Origin of the sequence: Exiguobacterium sp. MH3 (assembly GCF_000496635.1) — a bacterium.
Lineage (GTDB): Bacteria > Bacillota > Bacilli > Exiguobacteriales > Exiguobacteriaceae > Exiguobacterium_A > Exiguobacterium_A indicum.
This window is the reverse complement of sequence record NC_022794.1, coordinates 86,358-106,039: the sequence shown is the minus strand read 5'-3', so window position 1 is coordinate 106,039 and position 19,682 is coordinate 86,358. Positions and strand designations below refer to the sequence as shown.

The following is a 19,682-nucleotide window of genomic DNA, read 5'->3' as shown; positions in this document are numbered from 1 at the left end:
TTAGTCTTCTTTGCGCAAGCCTAGTCCGAGTTCGTCGAGTTTCGCTTGAACTTCCTCGAGTGATTTACGTCCGAGGTTACGGACTTTCATCATCTCGTCTTCGCTCTTGTTCGCGAGTTCTTGAACCGTGTTGATACCAGCGCGTTTCAAACAGTTGTACGAACGAACTGAGAGATCGAGTTCTTCGATCGTCATTTCGAGTACTTTTTCTTTTTGATCTTCTTCCTTTTCGACCATGATTTCAGCATGGAGCGCTTCGTCCGTAAGACCAACAAAGATGTTTAAGTGTTCTGTCATGATTTTCGCACCGAGTGACACTGCTTCTTCAGGGCGGATTGAACCGTCCGTCCAAACATCAAGCGTCAACTTATCGAAGCTCGCATCTTGACCGACACGTGTTTTTTCAACTTGATAATTTACACGTTGAATTGGCGTGTAAATCGAGTCGATTGGGATTACACCGATTGGCATATCGTCCCGTTTGTTATCTTCAGCCTGAACATACCCACGACCACGGCGTGCTGTCAGACGCATATGAAGTGATGCACCTTCTGCAAGCGTTGCGATGTGAAGTTCTGGGTTGAGGATTTCGACGTCGCTGTCATGCGTAATGTTCGCAGCAGTGACAACACCAGCGCCTTGAATATCGATCTCAAGCGTTTTCTCTTCTTCCGAGTACACTTTGAGGGCGAGTTTCTTAAGGTTCAAGATGATTTGGGTAACGTCTTCTACAACGCCATCAATCGTCGAGAACTCATGAAGAACGCCATCGATTTGGACTGCAGTGACTGCAGCACCCGGAAGTGAAGACAATAGGATACGACGCAATGAGTTACCAAGCGTTGTACCGAATCCACGCTCAAGCGGCTCAACTACGAATTTACCAAACGTAGCGTTCTCGCTTAACTCGATCGTTTCAATCTTCGGTTTTTCGATTTCGATCATCTGAACCCCTCCTTGAATATCGTCATGTTGGCCATCGCGTTCAATCGCCAACCGTCTTGTGTACGTTTCTACTGCCTTGCTTGGTCAAACGATCAACAAAAGTCTACTCGAATCCCCGCTCTGCAGTACAAGACGGGTTACACGCGACGACGTTTTGGAGGGCGGCAACCGTTGTGTGGTACTGGAGTAACGTCACGGATTGCAGTGACTTCGAGACCGATTGCTTGAAGAGCACGGATAGCTGCTTCACGACCTGCACCAGGACCTTTAACGTTAACTTCTACAGTACGCATACCGTTATCCATTGCTGTTTTAGCAGCTGTTTCAGATGCCATTTGTGCAGCGAAAGGAGTCGATTTACGTGAGCCTTTGAAGCCCATGTTACCTGCAGTTGCCCAAGAGATTGCATTCCCTTGCATATCAGTGATCGTAACGATCGTGTTGTTGAATGTTGAACGGATATGCACGATACCAGATTCAATATTCTTTTTGACTTTACGTTTACTACGAACGTTCTGTTTGCGTTTTGCCATCTTAGTTTACCCTCCCTTACTTCTTCTTGTTCGCTACTGTACGGCGTGGGCCTTTACGAGTACGCGAGTTGTTTTTAGTGTTTTGACCACGAACTGGAAGACCACGACGGTGACGAACACCACGGTAGCAACCGATTTCGATCAAACGTTTGATGTTGAGTGAGATTTCACGACGAAGGTCACCCTCAACTTTGATTTTGTCTAAACCATCACGAAGTTGGTTCAATTGTTCCTCAGTCAAGTCGCGAGTACGAGTATCTTCAGAGATACCAGTTTCTTTCAAGACTTTTTGAGCAGTCGTTTTACCAACACCATAGATGTAAGTGAGTGAGATGACGATGCGTTTCTCACGTGGAATATCTACACCAGCAATACGTGCCATGTGTGCACCTCCTTGTTTAATTACCCTTGTTTTTGTTTATGCTTAGGGTTTTCGCAAATAACCATTACTTTGCCTTTACGGCGGATAACTTTACATTTTTCACAGATCGGTTTAACCGAAGGTCTTACTTTCATTGTGAATACCTCCTCCTGAAAAAATCGGAGTTTTTATTTGAAACGGTATGTGATCCGTCCGCGAGTCAAGTCGTATGGTGACAACTCAACCGTTACTTTATCTCCTGGCAAGATCCGAATGAAGTGCATCCGAATTTTTCCTGAGACGTGCGCGAGGACCGTGTGGCCGTTTTCTAACTCCACCTTAAACATCGCGTTTGGAAGCGGCTCGATAACCGTACCTTCCACTTCGATTACATCTTGTTTCGCCATCAATTATACCCCTTTCTCTATAAAGTTGATTGGGAGCCCAGACGATTTGTAGCGCTAGGGGCTTTCTACAAGAGCCATTGAGAGATCATCGGTCACAAACACGAGTGGATACTGGCTTATAGAAAGGTGACACCAATAACGCGCACAGCTCACTCTGCATCGACCGTTAAGATCTCGTAGCCGTCGTCTGTGATGGCGATGGTGTGCTCAAAGTGGGCGCACATGCTACCGTCCACCGTCACTACCGTCCAATTGTCGGATAGTGTGCGAACATAGCGTTTCCCGACATTGACCATTGGCTCAATTGCCAGTGTCATGCCGGTTTTCAGGCGCGGCCCTTTCCCCGGTGGTCCATAATGTGGAATTTGCGGATCTTCATGCAAATTTTGTCCCACGCCGTGGCCCACATATTCGCGGACTACAGAAAAATTCGCAGCTTCAACATGTGACTGAATCGCATGCGAAATATCTGTCAGGTGCACGCCAGCTTTGGCGCGCTCCAATCCTTTATACAGAGATTCTTCAGTTACGTCAAGTAACCGCTTCGTCTCTTCAGAGATTGTACCTACCGGATATGTCCAGGCTGAATCTCCGTGATACCCATTGTACTCTGCTCCGATGTCAATCGAGATGATGTCACCGTCCTGAAGTACACGATCTCCCGGAATACCATGGACAAGCTCTTCGTTCACGGAAGCACAGATGCTACCCGTGAAACCATTATACCCTTTAAACGATGGTGTTGCCCCTTGACTTCGAATATAGCGTTCAGCGATCGCGTCGAGTTGCCCCGTCGTGATACCTGGGCGAATGTGAGCTTGAAGCTCCTTATGCGTCCGGGCGACGATTTGTCCTGCTTTACGCATGATGTCGATTTCACGCGGCGCTTTCGTGATGATCATTACTGATCACCAAGGAGTGCCTGAACATCGGAATATACATCGTTGATTGGACGATCACCGTCCAAATTACGAAGATACCCTTTTTCTGCGTAAAAGTCAATCAAAGGTTGCGCTTGAGCGACGTTGACTTCCAAGCGACGACGTACTGTCTCCTCTTGGTCATCTTCACGTTGTACAAGTGCTGATCCGTCGATATCACAGATCCCCTCCACTTTTGGTGGGTTGTAGAGAACATGATACGTTGCTCCGCAAGTTGGGCAAATCCGGCGACCTGTCAAACGAGGGACAAGTTTCTCCGGGTCTACACCGATGTGGATGACGTGATCAATTTGTTTGCCCAGATCTTCAAGTAATGCTTCAAGAGCATCTGCTTGTTTCACTGTGCGTGGGAAACCGTCAAGGAGAAAACCATTTGCACAGTCTTCTTTGGCGAGACGCTCACGTACGATGCCGATTGTGACTTCGTCCGGAACGAGTTCCCCTTTATCCATGTATGATTTCGCTTCTTGTCCGAGTGGCGTTGAATCTTTGATCGCCGCGCGGAACATGTCGCCTGTCGAGATGTGGGGGATCGCATAGTCTTCGATGATTTTCGCAGCCTGCGTTCCTTTACCAGCACCCGGCAAACCCATCAATACTAGATTCATGTCGGTAGCCTCCACTTCTATAGCTCTATAGACACAACAGAAAGGAAAGGGATGGTCCCCTTCCTCCCGCCTTATCGGATAAAGCCTTTGTAGTGTCGTTTAACCAATTGACTTTCAATCTGTTTCATCGTCTCTAGTCCTACACCGATGACGATCAACAAGCTCGTTCCACCAATCTGCACCGAGTTCGGTAAGCCAGCAAACTTAATAAAGAATGTCGGCGTCACCGCGATGACAGCTAGGAAGAGTGAACCGAAGAATGTCAGACGATATAGAATCTTCGTGATGTACTGCTCCGTTTGCTTACCAGGACGAATACCAGGAATGTATCCGCCTTGTTTTTGAAGGTTCTCTGCCATTTGTTCCGGGTTAACCTGAACGAATGTGTAGAAGTACGAGAACGCGATGATCAGTGCCACATAGATCGACATACCGATTGGACTCGTGTAGTCGAAAATGTCACGGATCTTCGTTGCCGTTTCCGGACTTGCAAAGAAACTCGCAATCGTTGGTGGCGTCACCATGAACGACACCGCGAAGATGACTGGAATAACACCGGCAGCGTTCAATTTGATCGGTAAGTGTGCCGATTGACCGCCAACTGGTGTCCGGTTCACCGTACGCTTAGCGTACTGAATCGGAATCTTACGTGCAGCTTGCTGAACATAGATGACTCCGACGATGACCGCGATGATGATTAAAAGCAAGAGTACGATATAAAGCACGTTTACAAACAAAGCATCCCCTGCATTTTGGAGCTTCGTTTCGTAAATCTGGCGGAATGCATTCGGGAAGCCCGCGACGATCCCGGCGAAGATGATCATTGATATCCCGTTACCAATGCCCTTCTCCGTGATGAGTTCACCGATGAACATCAAGAATGCTGTTCCCGCTGTCAATACGAGTGCAATCATAACGTATGTCCAGGTGCCGAACTGTTCGTCGACAAGACCTGGGTAGATACGGTTAAATCCAAGCGCGATTCCAAACGCTTGGACTAAGCCGAGTACGATCGTTCCATAGCGCGTTACCGTTGCTAACTTCTTACGGCCCGCCTCTCCTTGTTTTGCCCATTCGGCAAACTTTGGAACAACGTCCATCTGTAAGAGTTGGACAACGATCGAGGCCGTGATATACGGCATGATTCCCATCGCAAAGAGTGAGAAATTCTGCAAAGCATTCCCGCCGAACGAGTTCAAGAAACCAAGAATACCATTCTGGTCAATCTTGAACACTTCCGTGTTTACCATCGGCACCGGGATATGTGCTCCAATCCGGAACACGATAACCAATGCCAAGGTAAAGAGAATGCGCCGACGAATGTCAGCTACGCGCCACATATTGGAGATCGCTTGAAACATTAGATCACCTCAACCGTACCGCCGGCAGCTTCGATTGCTTGCTTCGCAGCGTCGGAGAACTTATGAGCTTTGACTGTTAGTTTCTTTTCGATCTTACCGTTAGAAAGAATTTTCACGCCGTCTTTCATGCCTTTGACTGCACGAGTCTCGACAAGAAGTTCTGGAGTAACTTCAGTTCCTTCTTCAAAACGGTTGAGTGTGTCAAGGTTAATGACCGCGAACTCTTTACGAGTTGGGTTGTTGAAGCCGCGTTTTGGTAAACGACGGTAAAGTGGGTTTTGTCCACCTTCGAAACCTGGACGAACACCACCGCCTGAACGAGCTTTTTGACCTTTGTGACCACGGCCAGAAGTCTTACCGTTACCAGAAGTCTTACCGTTACCAGAAGACATACCGCGACCTACACGGTTGCGTTCTGAACGTGAACCAGCAGCTGGTTTCAATTCATGGAGTTTCATAGTGGGGCACCTCCTCATAAAATTATATCGAACTATTACTCTTGAATTTCTTTTACTGTCACTAAGTGTGACACGTGGTTAATCATCCCACGCATAGCAGCGTTGTCAGGTACGACAACAGTCTGGTGCATCTTACGGAGACCAAGCGTACGAGTAGTAACGCGTTGGTTCTCCGGACGACCGATCATGCTGCGTGTGAGGGTAACTGCGAGTTTCGCCATCTGTTTTCCCTCCCTTTCTTAACCGCGAAGTTCTTCGACGGTTTTACCGCGGAGTTTCGCAACTTCTTCAGCACGTTTGAGTGATGTGAGACCTTCGACAGTCGCACGAACCATGTTGATTGGAGTGCTTGATCCAAGTGATTTTGAAAGAATGTCGTTGATTCCCGCTAATTCGAGAACCGCACGAACTGGACCACCAGCGATGACTCCAGTACCTTCAGAAGCAGGCTTCAAGAAGACGTGACCTGCACCGAATACACCGTTGACTTCGTGTGGAATTGTTGTGTTAACGATTGGAACGTTAACCATGTTTTTCTTAGCATCTTCGATTGCTTTACGGATCGCTTCAGGCACTTCCTGAGCTTTACCCGTACCGAAACCTACGTGACCATTCTTGTCACCAACGACGACGAGGGCAGCAAAACGGAAGCGACGGCCACCTTTTACTACTTTCGCGACGCGGTTTACGGTAACAACGCGTTCTTCGAGTTGATCCATGTTAATTTCTAACTGGCGCATGTAGAGGTTCCCTCCTTTTCTATTAGAATTTGAGACCAGCTTCACGAGCTGCTTCAGCTACAGCTTTGATACGTCCATGATAGAGATATCCTCCACGGTCGAAAACGACTGTTTCGATACCTTTTTCAAGAGCGCGCTCAGCTGCGAGCTTACCAACTGCTGCCGCAGCGTCAGTCGTGTTGCCTTTTTCAAGGTCGAGTGATGATGCAGATGCGAGTGTTGCATGTGTTGCATCGTCAATGACTTGTACGTAAATGTTCTTGTTCGAACGGAATACGTTCATACGTGGACGTGTTGCAGTCCCGATGATTGTACGACGGACACGACCATGACGTTTTTTACGCGTAGCGTTTTTATCTGCCTTTGAGATCATTTATGCCACTCCTTTCCGGTCAATTCGCATTCGCGAATTACTTACCTGTTTTACCTTCTTTACGACGAACGACTTCATCACTGTAACGAATACCTTTACCTTTGTACGGCTCAGGTTGACGGTACGAACGGATCAATGCAGCGACGTGACCAACACGTTCTTTGCTGATTCCGCGAACGATGAGTTGCGTATTCGTAGGAACTTCGACTTCGATGCCTTGTTCCGGAGTGTACTCGATTGGGTGTGAGTAACCGAGGTTGAGTACGATTTTGTTACCTTGCTTTTGTGCACGGTAACCAACACCTTGGATATCAAGTGTCTTAGCGAAACCGTTGCTAACACCTTCGACCATGTTCGCGATAAGCGCACGAGTCGTTCCGTGGATCGTACGGCTTGCTTTCTCGTCGTTCGGACGAGTGACAGTCAATTCATTACCTTCTACGTTGATCGCCATAGCTGGGCTGAACTCGCGTGAGAGTTCCCCTTTAGGACCTTTTACCGTAACCGTGTTGTTTTCAACTGTTACTGTAACGCCTGCTGGGATGACGACTGGCTTTTTACCAATACGTGACATTTAAGACACCTCCGTTCTTTTTATGCGTGTATTACCAGATGTATGCGATCACTTCGCCGCCGACTTTTTGTTGGCGAGCTTCTTTGTCAGTCATTACACCTTTAGATGTTGAAACGATAGCGATTCCGAGACCACCGAGTACTTTCGGGATTTCATCAGCTTTCGCGTAAACGCGAAGACCTGGTTTCGAGATACGTTTGAGTCCAGTGATAACGCGCTCGTTGCTTGCGCCGTATTTAAGGAATACGCGGAGCGTACCTTGTTTGCTGTCCTCGAGATATTCAACATCGCGGATGAAACCTTCACGTTTGAGGATTTCAGCGACTTCACGTTTGATTGTAGAAGCTGGCATTTCCAACTTCTCATGGCGAACCATGTTTGCATTACGAATGCGTGTAAGCATATCTGCAATCGGATCTGTCATAACCATGCGATGTACCTCCTTTCACAACTTTAATGAATTACCAGCTTGCTTTTTTAACACCAGGGATTTGACCTTTATGAGCAAGATCACGGAACTTAATACGGCTGATACCGAATTTACCAATGTAACCGTGTGGACGGCCAGTGATACTACAACGGTTGTGTAAACGAACCGCTGAAGAGTTACGTGGGAGTTTGCTCAAGCCGATGTAGTCGCCTTGTGCTTTCAATTCTGCGCGTTTTTCAGCGTAGCGCTCAACGAGTGCTTGACGTTTTACTTCACGTGCGATCATTGATTTCTTAGCCATGTTGTCGACCTCCCTTATTTTTGGAATGGCATGCCGAGTGCAGTGAGAAGCTCACGTGACTCTTCATCCGTGTTAGCAGTAGTTACGATAACGATGTCCATACCACGGACTTTCGATACGCGATCGTAGTCGATCTCTGGGAAGATCAATTGTTCCTTCACGCCTAGCGTGTAGTTACCACGGCCATCGAAAGATTTTTTCGATACGCCACGGAAGTCACGTACACGTGGAAGTGACACGTTGATCAACTTGTCGAGGAATTCGTACATGCGCTCGCCACGAAGTGTAACCTTCGCACCGATTGGCATACCTTCACGAAGTTTGAAACCAGCGATTGATTTCTTAGCTTTCGTGATGAGTGGTTTCTGACCAGTGAGGAGCTGAAGCTCTTCGACTGCCATGTCAAGTGCCTTAGAGTTCGTAACAGCGTCACCAACACCCATGTTGATTACGATTTTATCGACTTTCGGCGCTTGCATTACAGAACTGTAATTGAATTTCTCCATCATTACTTTGACGATTTCGTCTTGGTATTTAGCTTTTAAACGGTTCATCAGAAAGTGGACCTCCTTTCTTTAAATCTTCTTATTTATCTAAAGCTTCGCCCGATTTTTTAGCGATACGTACTTTCTTGCCGTCAACCACAGTGAAACCAACGCGTGTTGGGTTACCTGTCTTAGGGTCGATGAGCATAACGTTCGATACGTGAATCGGTGCTTCTTTCTCGACAATTCCGCCTTGCGGGTTGAGTTGAGAAGGTTTTGAGTGTTTTTTGATCATGTTAACGCCTTCGACGATTACGCGATCTTTTTTAGGCATAGCTGTAAGGACAACGCCTTGTTTGCCTTTGTCTTTACCAGTCATAACCTGAACTTTATCACCTTTTTTGACATGCATCGTTAGAGCACCTCCTTGTAGGAATTCTTTGGAATTAAAGTACTTCCGGTGCCAACGAGACGATCTTCATGAAGTCTTTTTCACGAAGTTCGCGTGCGACTGGTCCGAAGATACGTGTGCCACGTGGGCTTTTGTCATCTTTGATGATGACTGCTGCGTTTTCGTCAAAACGGATGTACGAACCGTCTTTACGACGAACGCCACGTTTAGTACGAACGACTACTGCGCGTACAACTTCACCTTTTTTGACAACGCCACCTGGTGTTGCTTGTTTTACTGTACAAACAATAACGTCACCGATGTTAGCAGTTTTACGACCAGAACCACCGAGGACTTTGATCGTCAAGACTTCACGAGCTCCTGAGTTGTCTGCTACTTTTAAGCGAGATTCTTGTTGAATCATACGATTGTACCTCCCTCCGGATGTTTATTCACCCGAACTAATTAGAGTTTAGATGATTACTGCTTCTTCAATGACTTCTACGAGACGGAAACGTTTGTCCTTAGATAATGGACGTGTTTCTTGAATGCGTACAACATCACCGATTTTAGCTGTGTTGTTTTCATCATGCGCTTTGTACTTTTTAGAGTAGTTTACGCGTTTGCCGTAAAGCTTGTGCTTTACTTTTGTTTCAACTGTAACTACGATCGTTTTGTCCATTTTGTCAGAAACGACGCGTCCAGTTAACACTTTGCGGTTGTTAGTGCGTTCCATTGAGTGTTCCTCCTCTCAGAATCCGAGTGAATTATGCGTTGTTGATGCCGAGTTCGCGTTCACGAAGAACGGTTTTCGCGCGTGCAATCGACTTGCGCACTTCACGGATACGAGCAGGGTTCTCAAGCTGACCAGTCGCGAGTTGGAAACGAAGGTTGAACAACTCTTCTTTCCACGAACCGACTTTACCGTTAAGCTCTTCAGTTGTTTGCTGACGGAGATCAGTTGCTTTCATTCGTATCACCACCATTTTCTTCACGTTTTACGAACTTACATTTTACTGGAAGTTTGTGTGATGCAAGACGGAGAGCTTCGCGTGCGATCTCTTCCGATACTCCTGCGATTTCGAACATTACTTTACCCGGTTTGACGACTGCTACCCAGCCCTCCGGAGCACCTTTACCTGAACCCATTCGGACTTCAAGAGGTTTTTTAGTGTATGGCTTGTGTGGGAAGATCTTGATCCACACTTTACCACCACGTTTCATATAACGAGTCATCGCGATACGCGCTGATTCGATTTGACGGCTAGTGATCCAGCTAGCTTCTTGAGCTTGGATACCGAACTCGCCGAAGTGTACTGTAGTACCACGTTTCGCTTTACCACGCATGTTGCCGCGGTGAACACGACGATATTTTACACGTTTTGGTAACAACATGTTGTGTTGCCTCCTTCCCTAGACGGATGTGGATTATTCTTCGTTTGCTGCTGCTTTTTTCGTAGGAAGCACTTCACCGTGGTGGAGCCATACTTTTACGCCAATTTTGCCGTAAGTTGTATCAGCTTCTGCAGTACCGTAATCGATGTCTGCACGGAGTGTATGAAGTGGAACTGTTCCTTCCGAATACTTCTCAGAACGAGCGATATCAGCGCCACCAAGACGACCAGAAACTTCAGTCTTGATTCCTTTGATACCAGAACGCATTGAGCGTTGGATTGATTGCTTCATAGCACGACGGAACGATACGCGACCTTCAAGTTGGCGAGCGATGTTCTCAGCGACGAGCTTAGCAACTGCATCCGGGTTTTTCACTTCAACGACGTTAACGTGAACGCGTTTGCCTTTTGCAAGGTTAGTGATGTCTTTACGAAGTGTTTCGATTTCAGAACCGCCTTTACCGATAACCATACCAGGCTTAGCAGTGTGAAGTGAGATGTTCAAGCGGTTAGCTGCGCGCTCGATTTCTACTTTAGAGACACTAGCGTCTTTAAGACGTTTTTCGATATATTCACGAACTACGTAGTCTTCATGAAGGAGATCAGCATAGTCTTTATCTGCGAACCAACGTGATTCCCAGTCTTTGATGATACCTACGCGAAGACCAGTTGGGTTAATCTTCTGACCCACGGTAATCCCTCCTTATTTTTCAGATACCACGATGTGAACGTGGCTCGTACGTTTGTTGATGCGGCTTGCGCGACCCATTGCACGTGGGCGGAAACGTTTGAGCGTTGGACCTTCGTTTACGTAAGCCTCAGTGACTACGAGGTTTTCGATGTTCATGTCGAAGTTGTGCTCAGCGTTCGCGATTGCCGATTTCAATACTTTCTCAACGATTGGCGTTGCTGCCTTGTTCGTGTAAGCAAGAATCGAAAGTGCTTCGCCGATTTGCTTCCCGCGGATTAAGTCTACTACGAGACGTGCCTTACGAGGAGCAATGCGAACCATATTAGCCGATGCTTTTGATTGCATAATGAGTACCTCCCCTCAGATTAACGTTTCGTTTTCTTATCGTTTCCAGCATGTCCTTTGTAAGAACGTGTTGGAGCGAATTCACCAAGTTTGTGACCGACCATATCTTCTGTCACGTAAACCGGTACGTGTTTACGACCATCGTAGACAGCGATCGTGTGACCGATGAACTCTGGGAAGATTGTCGAGCGGCGTGACCAAGTTTTGATGACATGTTTGTCACCAGCTTCGTTGGCTTTATCAACCTTAGCGAGCAGATGGTGATCTGCGAATGGACCTTTTTTCAAGCTGCGACCCATAGTTGTACCTCCCTTTGGCATGATTTAGGAACGGTTCCTACGAACCGTCCAGAAATCATGTAATTATTTTTTAGAACGACGGACGATATATTTATCGCTCGCTTTGTTTTTCTTACGAGTTTTGTATCCGAGTGCCGGTTTACCCCAAGGAGTAAGTGGGCCCGAACGACCGATTGGAGCACGTCCTTCACCACCACCGTGTGGGTGATCGACTGGGTTCATGACAGAACCACGAACTGTAGGACGTTTTCCGAGCCAGCGTGAACGACCAGCTTTACCGATATTGACGAGCTCGTGCTCTTCATTACCGACAGCGCCGACTGTTGCACGGCAAGTAGCAAGGATCATACGAGTTTCGCCTGATTGAAGACGAACGATCGCGTATTTACCATCTTTACCGAGAAGCTGAGCAGAAGTACCAGCTGCGCGAACGAGCTGACCACCTTTACCTGGCTTAAGTTCGATGTTGTGGATCAACGTACCGACTGGGATGTTTGAAAGTGGAAGAGCATTACCGACTTTAATGTCAGCTTCTGGTCCAGCCATGACTTGCATGTCTACTTTCAAGCCTTTCGGTGCGAGGATGTAGCGTTTTTCACCATCGATGTAGTGGATCAATGCGATGTTAGCAGAGCGGTTTGGATCGTACTCAATTGTAGCGACACGACCAGCGATGCCATCCTTGTTCCGTTTGAAGTCGATGATACGATATTTACGTTTGTGTCCGCCACCTTGGTGACGTACTGTCAAGCGACCTTGGTTGTTACGTCCGCCCTTTTTCGAAAGCTTTTCAGTTAACGATTTTTCAGGACGTGAAGCCGTAATCTCAGCAAAGTCAAGTGCAGTCATATTACGACGACCGTTAGTGGTCGGTTTAAACTTTTTAATTCCCATCGAGAGTTCCCTCCTTTTCTACAGAGTTCCGATTAACCGAGGTAATCGAGTTCTTTGCTATCTGCAGTAAGCGTGACGACCGCTTTTTTGCGGCGTGCTGTGTAACCAGCGTGACGACCTACGCGTTTTGCTTTTGGTTTTGAGATCAATGTGTTGACTTTGTCAACTTTCACTCCGAAGATCGCTTCAACTGCATCTTTGATTTGAGTCTTAGATGCCTTCACGTCTACTTCGAATGTGTACTTTTTCTCAGCCATTTGGTTTACTGAACGTTCAGTAATGACAGGACGTTTGATAATGTCGTGTGTGTGTGCCATTATGCAAGCACCTCCTCTACTCTCGCAACAGCGTCCTTCGTAATGATGACTTTGTCATGAGCGACAAGATCAAGGACGTTTACACCTGCAGCGTCAACGACTGTGACACCTGGGATGTTGCGTGTTGAAAGAACGACTGACTCGTTGTAATCAGCAGTAACGACGAGAACTTTACGTTCGATTGAAAGAGCAGCGAATACTGCGATCATGTCCTTAGTTTTAGGAGCATCGATTGTCAATCCTTCAAGAACGATGAACTCGTTGTTAGCGACTTTCGAAGAAAGTGCTGAACGAAGTGCGAGACGACGAACCTTTTTAGGAAGTTTGTAAGCGTACGAACGTGGTGTTGGACCGAAGACTGTTCCACCGCCAACCCATTGTGGCGAACGGATCGAACCTTGGCGTGCACGACCAGTACCTTTTTGTTTCCATGGTTTACGGCCGCCACCGCGAACTTCCGAGCGACCTTTTGTATCATGTGTACCTTGGCGACGTGAAGCTTGTTGCATGACGATTGCATCGTATACGACTGCTTCATTTGGCTCGATTCCGAAAACGGCATCTGCGAGCTCGATGTCTCCAACTTGTGTACCTGTTTGGTTAAGCAAAGCTACTTTAGGCATTCGTTATTCCTCCTTTCCTTGCAAACGGATTAGTTGCCTTTAACCGCAGTTTTGATGACAACTTGGCTCTTACGTGCGCCTGGGATAGCACCCTTGACGAGGAGTAAGCCGCGTTCTGCATCAACTTTTACGATTTCAAGGTTTTGAACAGTGATTTGCTCTCCACCCATGCGTCCAGGGAGCAATTTCCCTTTGAATACACGGTTAGGAGCAACAGGACCCATTGAACCTGGGCGACGGTGGTAACGCGAACCGTGAGCCATTGGACCACGTGATTGGTTGTGACGCTTGATTGCACCAGCGAAACCTTTACCTTTCGACGTACCTGTTACATCAACCATTTCGCCTGCAGCGAAAGTATCTGCTTTAATCTCTTGACCGATTTCGAAATCTGCTACTGATGTACGGATTTCTTTAATGAAGCGCTTAGGTGTCGCGTTTGCTTTCGCAGCGTGACCTTTTTGCGGTTTGTTTTGACGACCTTCTTTGATATCACCAAAGCCGAGTTGAACTGCTTCGTAACCGTCAACTTCCGTTGTTTTCAATTGAAGAACAACGTTACCTTCGACTGAAACGACAGTAACAGGGACGACTTCGCCTGACTCGTTGAAGATTTGTGTCATACCGAGTTTAGTTCCTAAGATTCCTTTAGCCATGAGATACACCTCCTAATATTGAATGATTTTGATCTTCTGGCTAGTATCAACTATCTATAGAAGAAAAATTAAAGTTTGATTTCGATGTCAACGCCCGATGGAAGTTCGAGACGCATAAGCGCATCAACAGTTTTCGGTGTTGGGTTAACGATGTCGATCAAACGTTTGTGTGTACGCATTTCGAACTGCTCACGAGCATCTTTGTACTTGTGAACGGCACGAAGTACTGTGTAGACCGCTTTCTCCGTTGGGAGTGGGATCGGACCAGATACAGTAGCACCTGAACGTTTTGCTGTGTCGACAATTTTCTCAGCCGATTGATCAAGCACGCGGTGATCGTATGCTTTCAAACGGATCCGAATTTTTTCATTTGCCATGTTATTTCCCTCCTTTTCGCCTATTTTGTAAATAGACATTCTCCGCGGAAATTTCCACACTAGCCATGGCAATGCCGCCTGGTGTGTCATAACCTCCCGCTTCATCGCGTTGTGTTTGTGACCAACATATTCTATCATACTGAATCACCAGCAAGAATGCAAGCACTAATAAAATAGAATATGTATTCAAGTCTCTCACCACTCGCACAAACACTTTCCTCAGTATATAAGATGTCAGACCATGTTGCAAGACTGTTTTCAAAGAAATGAAAAAAGGTCTTCCGCCACGGGAGACGGAAGACCTTTGTCTTAAAAATTACTCAACGATTTCTGTAACTGATCCAGCGCCTACTGTACGGCCACCTTCACGGATTGAGAAACGAGTTTCTTTTTCAAGAGCGATTGGTGCGATGAGTTCAACAGTCATTTCGATGTTGTCCCCAGGCATAACCATTTCAGTACCTTCTGGAAGTTGAACCATACCAGTTACGTCAGTTGTACGGAAGTAGAACTGCGGGCGGTAGTTCGCGAAGAATGGCGTGTGACGGCCACCCTCTTCTTTAGAAAGAACGTAAACTTGCGCTTTGAACTTTTTGTGTGGTGTGATTGTGTTTGGTTTCGCGAGAACTTGTCCACGCTCGATGTCGTCACGTGATACACCACGGAGAAGAGCACCGATGTTGTCGCCAGCTTCAGCATAGTCAAGAAGCTTACGGAACATCTCTACACCAGTACATACTGATTTTTTAGTTTCTTCGTGAAGACCAACGATTTCGATCTCGTCGTTGACTTTAAGAACTCCACGCTCAACGCGGCCAGTAGCAACTGTACCACGACCAGTGATTGAGAAGACATCCTCAACTGGCATCATGAAGTCTTTTTCAGTGTCACGAGTTGGTTCTGGGATGTACTCATCGACAGCTGCCATGAGTTCCATGATTTTTTCTTCCCATTTAGCTTCGCCGTTAAGCGCGCCAAGAGCAGAACCTTGGATAACTGGGAGGTCATCACCTGGGAAGTCGTACTCAGAAAGAAGCTCACGGATTTCCATTTCGACGAGCTCAAGAAGCTCTTCGTCGTCAACCATGTCAACTTTGTTCATGAATACTACGATGAAAGGAACACCTACTTGACGTGAAAGCAAGATGTGCTCACGTGTTTGTGGCATTGGACCATCTGTTGCAGAAACAACGAGGATCGCGCCGTCCATTTGTGCAGCACCAGTGATCATGTTTTTAACATAGTCAGCGTGACCTGGGCAGTCAACGTGTGCATAGTGGCGTTTTTCTGTTTCGTACTCGATGTGAGCTGTTGCGATTGTGATACCGCGCTCGCGCTCTTCTGGAGCACCATCGATTTGGTCAAACTTAGTTGCAGCTTTACCTTGTGCTTTTGCAAGTACAGCTGAGATAGCTGCTGTTAAAGTTGTTTTACCGTGGTCGACGTGGCCGATTGTACCAACGTTAACGTGCGGTTTAGAACGGTCGAATTTTTCCTTACCCATTCTGAATTCCTCCTCTATGTGTCTAATAATTTTTTATAACTAGGAAGGTGAGTCGTAAGATAACGTACACCTTCCTTAGCTTACACTAATCATAAAAGCGTGACAACCTGTGAAGGATTAGCCGTTCGCTTTTTTGATGATTTCTTCCGCAACTGATTTCGGTACTTCTTCGTAGTGATCGAAGTGCATCGAGTACGTTCCGCGACCTTGTGTGCGTGAACGAAGACCAGTAGCGTATCCGAACATTTCAGAAAGTGGAATCATTGAACGGACAACTTGAGCGTTACCGCGTGCTTCCATACCTTCTACGCGACCACGGCGTGATGTAACATCACCCATGATGTCTCCCATGTATTCGTCTGGGATGACGATTTCAACTTTCATCATTGGCTCAAGGATAACAGCGCCGCTCTTATCTTTGAGTTGTTTGACTGCCATTGAAGCCGCAACTTTAAATGCCATCTCGTTTGAGTCGACATCGTGGTACGATCCGAAGACGAGTGAAGCTTTTACGTCAACGACCGGGTAACCAGCAAGGATACCGTTTTGAAGTGCTTCTTCGATTCCGTTCTCAACCGCTGGGATGTATTCACGTGGAACAACACCACCGACGATTTTGTTGTTGAACTCGAAGCCAGCGCCTTCTTCGTTCGGCTCGAATTCTACGACGACGTGACCATACTGACCACGACCACCAGATTGACGAGCGAACTTCGAATCGATCTTCGCCGCTTGGCGGATCGTTTCACGGTAAGCTACTTGTGGAGCACCAACGTTTGCTTCGACTTTGAACTCGCGACGCATACGGTCAACGATGATGTCGAGGTGAAGCTCACCCATACCTGAAATGATCGTTTGACCAGTCTCTGGGTTTGTTTCAGTGCGGAACGTTGGATCCTCTTCAGCAAGCTTAGCGAGGGCTTGACCCATTTTATCTTGGTCAGCTTTCGTTTTTGGTTCGATAGCGACCGAGATAACTGGTTCTGGGAATGTCATTGATTCGAGAACGACGTTGTCTTTCTCTGCACAAAGCGTATCTCCAGTAGTCGTATCTTTCAAACCTACAGCTGCAGCGATGTCACCCGCGTATACCATCGGGATCTCTTCACGGCTGTTTGCGTGCATTTGAAGGATACGTCCAAGACGCTCACGTTTGCCTTTTGTTGAGTTTTTAACGTACGATCCTGCCGAAGCTGTACCAGAGTACACACGGAAGAATGTCAATTTACCGACGTAAGGGTCAGTCATGACTTTGAACGCGAGTGCAGAGAATGGTGCTTCGTCCGAAGACTCACGCACGATTTCTTCATCCGTATCCATGTCGATACCTGAGATCGCTTTAACGTCGATTGGTGATGGGAGGTAATCGAGAACTGCGTCAAGCATAAGCTGAACACCTTTGTTCTTGAATGCCGAACCTACGAGTACAGGATAGAAGTCAACTGTCAGAGTTGCTTTACGGATAGCCGCTTTCAACTCGTCGATTGTGATTTCTTCACCCTCGAGGTATTTCATCATCAATTCTTCTTCGTAATCCGCAACTGCTTCGATCAATGATCCACGGAGTTCTTCAGCTTGATCAGCGAGATCAGCTGGGAAACCGTCAGTCACTTCGATGTCAGTTCCGAGATCGTTGCCGTACATGTATGTTTTCTGTTCGACGAGGTCGATGATTCCTTTGAATTCATCTTCCGCACCGATTGGAAGTTGGATCGCGTGTGCGTTCGCTTGGAGGCGTTCGCGAAGCGTTCCAACCGAGTACAAGAAGTCTGCACCGATTTTATCCATTTTGTTAACGAAAACGATACGTGGTACGCCGTAAGTTGTAGCTTGGCGCCATACTGTCTCAGTTTGTGGCTCAACACCAGACTGAGCGTCAAGTACTGCTACCGCACCATCAAGTACGCGAAGTGAACGTTCAACCTCAACTGTGAAGTCTACGTGTCCAGGTGTATCGATGATGTTTACGCGGTTACCTTTCCATTGAGCAGTTGTTGCTGCCGATGTAATCGTGATTCCACGCTCTTGCTCTTGCTCCATCCAGTCCATTTGTGAAGCACCTTCGTGCGTTTCACCAATCTTGTGGATACGACCCGTGTAATACAGGATACGCTCAGTCGTTGTTGTTTTACCAGCATCGATGTGAGCCATGATCCCGATGTTACGAGTGTTCTTAAGGGAGAATTCTCTTGCCATCTTTAAACATTCTCCTTTCGCATTTTAGTTTAGTGGTCGTGTGTTGCCACACGTCATGACTATACCCGAAAGCCACCTCATAATTCCATAAAAAATGGCATGCATGAGGTGGTGATTTTCGGAATTACCAGCGGTAGTGAGCAAACGCTTTGTTCGCTTCCGCCATTTTGTGCATATCTTCGCGCTTCTTAACAGAAGCACCAGTGTTGTTTGCAGCGTCCATGATTTCGTTAGCAAGGCGCGCATCCATAGTTTTTTCGTTACGGAGACGTGAGTAGTTCACGAGGTAACGAAGTGCGAGTGTCGTACGACGCTCTGGGCGAACTTCGACAGGAACTTGATAGTTAGCTCCACCTACACGGCGTGCTTTAACTTCAAGAACTGGCATGATGTTGTTCATCGCTTCTTCAAAGACTTCCATTGCATCGCGACCTGAACGTTCAGCGATAGTTTCGAAAGCTTTGTATAAGATTTGTTGAGCAGTACCTTTTTTACCATCTAACATAAGACGGTTGATAAGGCGGGTAACGAGTTTAGAGTTGTAGATCGGATCAGCCATTACATCACGACGTTCTGCTTGACCTTTACGTGGCATTCCGAGTCCCTCCTTTCATATAGTGAGGTGATATCTTAAGATATCTAGATTATTTTTTAACTTTAGGACGTTTAGTACCGTATTTCGAACGACCTTGCATACGGCCGTCAACACCAGCTGTATCAAGCGCACCACGAACGATGTGGTAACGTACCCCTGGTAAGTCTTTTACACGGCCGCCGCGGATAAGAACAACACTGTGCTCTTGAAGGTTGTGGCCGATACCTGGGATGTAAGCTGTTACTTCCATTGTGTTCGTCAAACGTACACGTGCGTATTTACGAAGAGCCGAGTTCGGTTTCTTCGGAGTCATTGTACCTACACGAGTACAAACACCACGTTTTTGTGGTGAGCTGATGTCAGTACGAGCTTTAATGAAGCTGTTGTACCCTTTGTTCAGCGCTGGCGAATCTGATTTCACAACTTTTGATTGACGTCCTTTACGGACTAATTGGTTGATAGTAGGCATCTTTGAGATCCTCCCTTCCTGAATTCATGACAAATTTCAAAACCACCGAGCCGGGTGGTTCATCGAAAGTCATAATGAAACGTTTTGCGTGGCTCAGGCATTCCATCGCCACACAAAACGCATTATCAAACTTTCTTAATGGCAACAGCGGTTGCTGCGACATCGATTCCACAAGCTTTTCCAAGCTCTTGCTTAGAAGGAACATTCACGACTGGAACGTTAGCTTGTTTCGCCGCATCGAGCAATGCTTGTTTTACGTGTTCATCTGCGTCATCCGCAATGATCACTTCCGACGCCTTGCCAGATCGCAATGCTTTGAGCGTTTGCTTTTGACCGACAAACTTCAAATCTGCGCCGACTACTTTTTTGTAAGACATGAAGATATCCTCCAAAATAACACAGCCGGTTGGCAAC

General features: G+C 46.9%; 34 protein-coding genes. All 34 read right to left on the bottom strand.

What is annotated here, in order from left to right; all coding sequences use genetic code 11:
• Entirely contained in the window at positions 1–945 is a 945-nt protein-coding gene (locus U719_RS00625; protein ID WP_023466648.1) for a DNA-directed RNA polymerase subunit alpha, read from the bottom strand.
• A 137-nt stretch (positions 946–1,082) separates the two neighbouring features.
• Positions 1,083–1,478, bottom strand: a complete 396-nt coding sequence (gene rpsK / locus U719_RS00620; RefSeq protein WP_023466647.1) for a 30S ribosomal protein S11 — start codon at positions 1,476–1,478, stop codon at positions 1,083–1,085.
• Positions 1,479–1,494: 16 nt separating this feature from the next.
• A complete protein-coding gene (rpsM, locus tag U719_RS00615) occupies positions 1,495–1,860 on the bottom strand; it encodes a 30S ribosomal protein S13 (protein ID WP_023466646.1) in 366 nt (121 codons plus the stop codon).
• A gap of 20 nt (positions 1,861–1,880) precedes the next feature.
• The gene (rpmJ, locus tag U719_RS00610; protein WP_003156543.1) at positions 1,881–1,994 is read right to left on the bottom strand and encodes a 50S ribosomal protein L36; all 114 of its coding nucleotides are present in this window, start codon (positions 1,992–1,994) and stop codon (positions 1,881–1,883) included.
• 33 nt (positions 1,995–2,027) lie between these two features.
• The gene (gene infA / locus U719_RS00605) at positions 2,028–2,246 is read right to left on the bottom strand and encodes a translation initiation factor IF-1 (protein WP_012369032.1); all 219 of its coding nucleotides are present in this window, start codon (positions 2,244–2,246) and stop codon (positions 2,028–2,030) included.
• A 149-nt stretch (positions 2,247–2,395) separates the two neighbouring features.
• A complete protein-coding gene (gene map, locus U719_RS00600) occupies positions 2,396–3,148 on the bottom strand; it encodes a type I methionyl aminopeptidase (protein ID WP_023466644.1) in 753 nt (250 codons plus the stop codon).
• A complete protein-coding gene (locus U719_RS00595) occupies positions 3,148–3,795 on the bottom strand; it encodes an adenylate kinase (RefSeq protein WP_023466643.1) in 648 nt (215 codons plus the stop codon). Before U719_RS00595 ends, map begins: the two co-directional genes overlap by 1 nt.
• Before the next feature lie 71 nt (positions 3,796–3,866).
• The gene (gene secY / locus U719_RS00590) at positions 3,867–5,156 is read right to left on the bottom strand and encodes a preprotein translocase subunit SecY (protein WP_023466642.1); all 1,290 of its coding nucleotides are present in this window, start codon (positions 5,154–5,156) and stop codon (positions 3,867–3,869) included.
• On the bottom strand, positions 5,156–5,614 hold the full coding sequence (rplO, locus tag U719_RS00585) for a 50S ribosomal protein L15 (protein WP_023466641.1): 459 nt from the start codon (positions 5,612–5,614) through the stop codon (positions 5,156–5,158). Before rplO ends, secY begins: the two co-directional genes overlap by 1 nt.
• 35 nt (positions 5,615–5,649) lie before the next feature.
• Positions 5,650–5,835, bottom strand: coding sequence for a 50S ribosomal protein L30 (gene rpmD / locus U719_RS00580; RefSeq protein ID WP_023466640.1), 186 nt, complete (start codon positions 5,833–5,835; stop codon positions 5,650–5,652).
• Positions 5,836–5,853: 18 nt separating this feature from the next.
• A complete protein-coding gene (gene rpsE, locus U719_RS00575; protein WP_023466639.1) occupies positions 5,854–6,354 on the bottom strand; it encodes a 30S ribosomal protein S5 in 501 nt (166 codons plus the stop codon).
• A gap of 22 nt (positions 6,355–6,376) precedes the next feature.
• Complete coding sequence (rplR, locus tag U719_RS00570; RefSeq protein ID WP_023466638.1) at positions 6,377–6,727, bottom strand: 50S ribosomal protein L18; 351 nt, start codon at positions 6,725–6,727, stop codon at positions 6,377–6,379.
• 37 nt (positions 6,728–6,764) lie between these two features.
• On the bottom strand, positions 6,765–7,301 hold the full coding sequence (rplF, locus tag U719_RS00565) for a 50S ribosomal protein L6 (protein ID WP_023466637.1): 537 nt from the start codon (positions 7,299–7,301) through the stop codon (positions 6,765–6,767).
• Between the two features lie 31 nt (positions 7,302–7,332).
• A complete protein-coding gene (rpsH, locus tag U719_RS00560; protein ID WP_012369023.1) occupies positions 7,333–7,731 on the bottom strand; it encodes a 30S ribosomal protein S8 in 399 nt (132 codons plus the stop codon).
• A 31-nt stretch (positions 7,732–7,762) separates the two neighbouring features.
• Positions 7,763–8,032 (bottom strand): 30S ribosomal protein S14, encoded by a 270-nt coding sequence (rpsN, locus tag U719_RS00555; RefSeq protein WP_023466636.1) that lies wholly within the window; start codon positions 8,030–8,032, stop codon positions 7,763–7,765.
• A 14-nt stretch (positions 8,033–8,046) separates the two neighbouring features.
• Positions 8,047–8,586, bottom strand: coding sequence for a 50S ribosomal protein L5 (rplE, locus tag U719_RS00550; RefSeq protein ID WP_023466635.1), 540 nt, complete (start codon positions 8,584–8,586; stop codon positions 8,047–8,049).
• A 31-nt stretch (positions 8,587–8,617) separates the two neighbouring features.
• Complete coding sequence (rplX, locus tag U719_RS00545) at positions 8,618–8,929, bottom strand: 50S ribosomal protein L24 (RefSeq protein ID WP_012369020.1); 312 nt, start codon at positions 8,927–8,929, stop codon at positions 8,618–8,620.
• 34 nt (positions 8,930–8,963) lie between these two features.
• Positions 8,964–9,332: a 50S ribosomal protein L14 gene (rplN, locus tag U719_RS00540; protein WP_012369019.1), complete on the bottom strand. Its 369-nt coding sequence runs from the start codon at positions 9,330–9,332 to the stop codon at positions 8,964–8,966.
• A gap of 48 nt (positions 9,333–9,380) precedes the next feature.
• A complete protein-coding gene (gene rpsQ, locus U719_RS00535; RefSeq protein ID WP_023466634.1) occupies positions 9,381–9,644 on the bottom strand; it encodes a 30S ribosomal protein S17 in 264 nt (87 codons plus the stop codon).
• A gap of 31 nt (positions 9,645–9,675) precedes the next feature.
• Positions 9,676–9,879 (bottom strand): 50S ribosomal protein L29, encoded by a 204-nt coding sequence (rpmC, locus tag U719_RS00530; protein ID WP_012369017.1) that lies wholly within the window; start codon positions 9,877–9,879, stop codon positions 9,676–9,678.
• The gene (gene rplP / locus U719_RS00525) at positions 9,866–10,303 is read right to left on the bottom strand and encodes a 50S ribosomal protein L16 (RefSeq protein WP_012369016.1); all 438 of its coding nucleotides are present in this window, start codon (positions 10,301–10,303) and stop codon (positions 9,866–9,868) included. The genes rpmC and rplP overlap by 14 nt, the downstream gene beginning before the upstream one ends.
• A gap of 33 nt (positions 10,304–10,336) precedes the next feature.
• Positions 10,337–10,993, bottom strand: a complete 657-nt coding sequence (gene rpsC, locus U719_RS00520; RefSeq protein WP_023466633.1) for a 30S ribosomal protein S3 — start codon at positions 10,991–10,993, stop codon at positions 10,337–10,339.
• Between the two features lie 12 nt (positions 10,994–11,005).
• Positions 11,006–11,338 (bottom strand): 50S ribosomal protein L22, encoded by a 333-nt coding sequence (gene rplV / locus U719_RS00515; RefSeq protein ID WP_012369014.1) that lies wholly within the window; start codon positions 11,336–11,338, stop codon positions 11,006–11,008.
• Positions 11,339–11,358: 20 nt separating this feature from the next.
• Complete coding sequence (gene rpsS / locus U719_RS00510; RefSeq protein WP_012369013.1) at positions 11,359–11,637, bottom strand: 30S ribosomal protein S19; 279 nt, start codon at positions 11,635–11,637, stop codon at positions 11,359–11,361.
• Positions 11,638–11,700: 63 nt separating this feature from the next.
• Complete coding sequence (rplB, locus tag U719_RS00505; protein WP_023466632.1) at positions 11,701–12,531, bottom strand: 50S ribosomal protein L2; 831 nt, start codon at positions 12,529–12,531, stop codon at positions 11,701–11,703.
• A gap of 32 nt (positions 12,532–12,563) precedes the next feature.
• Entirely contained in the window at positions 12,564–12,848 is a 285-nt protein-coding gene (gene rplW, locus U719_RS00500) for a 50S ribosomal protein L23 (RefSeq protein WP_023466631.1), read from the bottom strand.
• Positions 12,848–13,471 carry a 50S ribosomal protein L4 gene (gene rplD / locus U719_RS00495; RefSeq protein WP_023466630.1) on the bottom strand — a complete coding sequence of 208 codons (624 nt, stop codon included), beginning with the start codon at positions 13,469–13,471 and terminating at the stop codon, positions 12,848–12,850. The genes rplW and rplD overlap by 1 nt, the downstream gene beginning before the upstream one ends.
• A 29-nt stretch (positions 13,472–13,500) precedes the next feature.
• Positions 13,501–14,127: a 50S ribosomal protein L3 gene (gene rplC / locus U719_RS00490; RefSeq protein ID WP_023466629.1), complete on the bottom strand. Its 627-nt coding sequence runs from the start codon at positions 14,125–14,127 to the stop codon at positions 13,501–13,503.
• Positions 14,128–14,195: 68 nt separating this feature from the next.
• Complete coding sequence (rpsJ, locus tag U719_RS00485; RefSeq protein ID WP_029343090.1) at positions 14,196–14,504, bottom strand: 30S ribosomal protein S10; 309 nt, start codon at positions 14,502–14,504, stop codon at positions 14,196–14,198.
• 316 nt (positions 14,505–14,820) lie between these two features.
• Positions 14,821–16,008, bottom strand: coding sequence for an elongation factor Tu (tuf, locus tag U719_RS00475; RefSeq protein ID WP_023466627.1), 1,188 nt, complete (start codon positions 16,006–16,008; stop codon positions 14,821–14,823).
• Positions 16,009–16,125: 117 nt separating this feature from the next.
• Positions 16,126–18,204 (bottom strand): elongation factor G, encoded by a 2,079-nt coding sequence (gene fusA, locus U719_RS00470; protein WP_023466625.1) that lies wholly within the window; start codon positions 18,202–18,204, stop codon positions 16,126–16,128.
• Positions 18,205–18,328: 124 nt separating this feature from the next.
• On the bottom strand, positions 18,329–18,799 hold the full coding sequence (rpsG, locus tag U719_RS00465) for a 30S ribosomal protein S7 (RefSeq protein ID WP_023466623.1): 471 nt from the start codon (positions 18,797–18,799) through the stop codon (positions 18,329–18,331).
• Positions 18,800–18,848: 49 nt separating this feature from the next.
• Positions 18,849–19,268 carry a 30S ribosomal protein S12 gene (rpsL, locus tag U719_RS00460; protein WP_023466621.1) on the bottom strand — a complete coding sequence of 140 codons (420 nt, stop codon included), beginning with the start codon at positions 19,266–19,268 and terminating at the stop codon, positions 18,849–18,851.
• A gap of 125 nt (positions 19,269–19,393) precedes the next feature.
• Positions 19,394–19,645, bottom strand: a complete 252-nt coding sequence (locus U719_RS00455) for a ribosomal L7Ae/L30e/S12e/Gadd45 family protein (RefSeq protein WP_023466620.1) — start codon at positions 19,643–19,645, stop codon at positions 19,394–19,396.
• Positions 19,646–19,682: the final 37 nt, after the last annotated feature.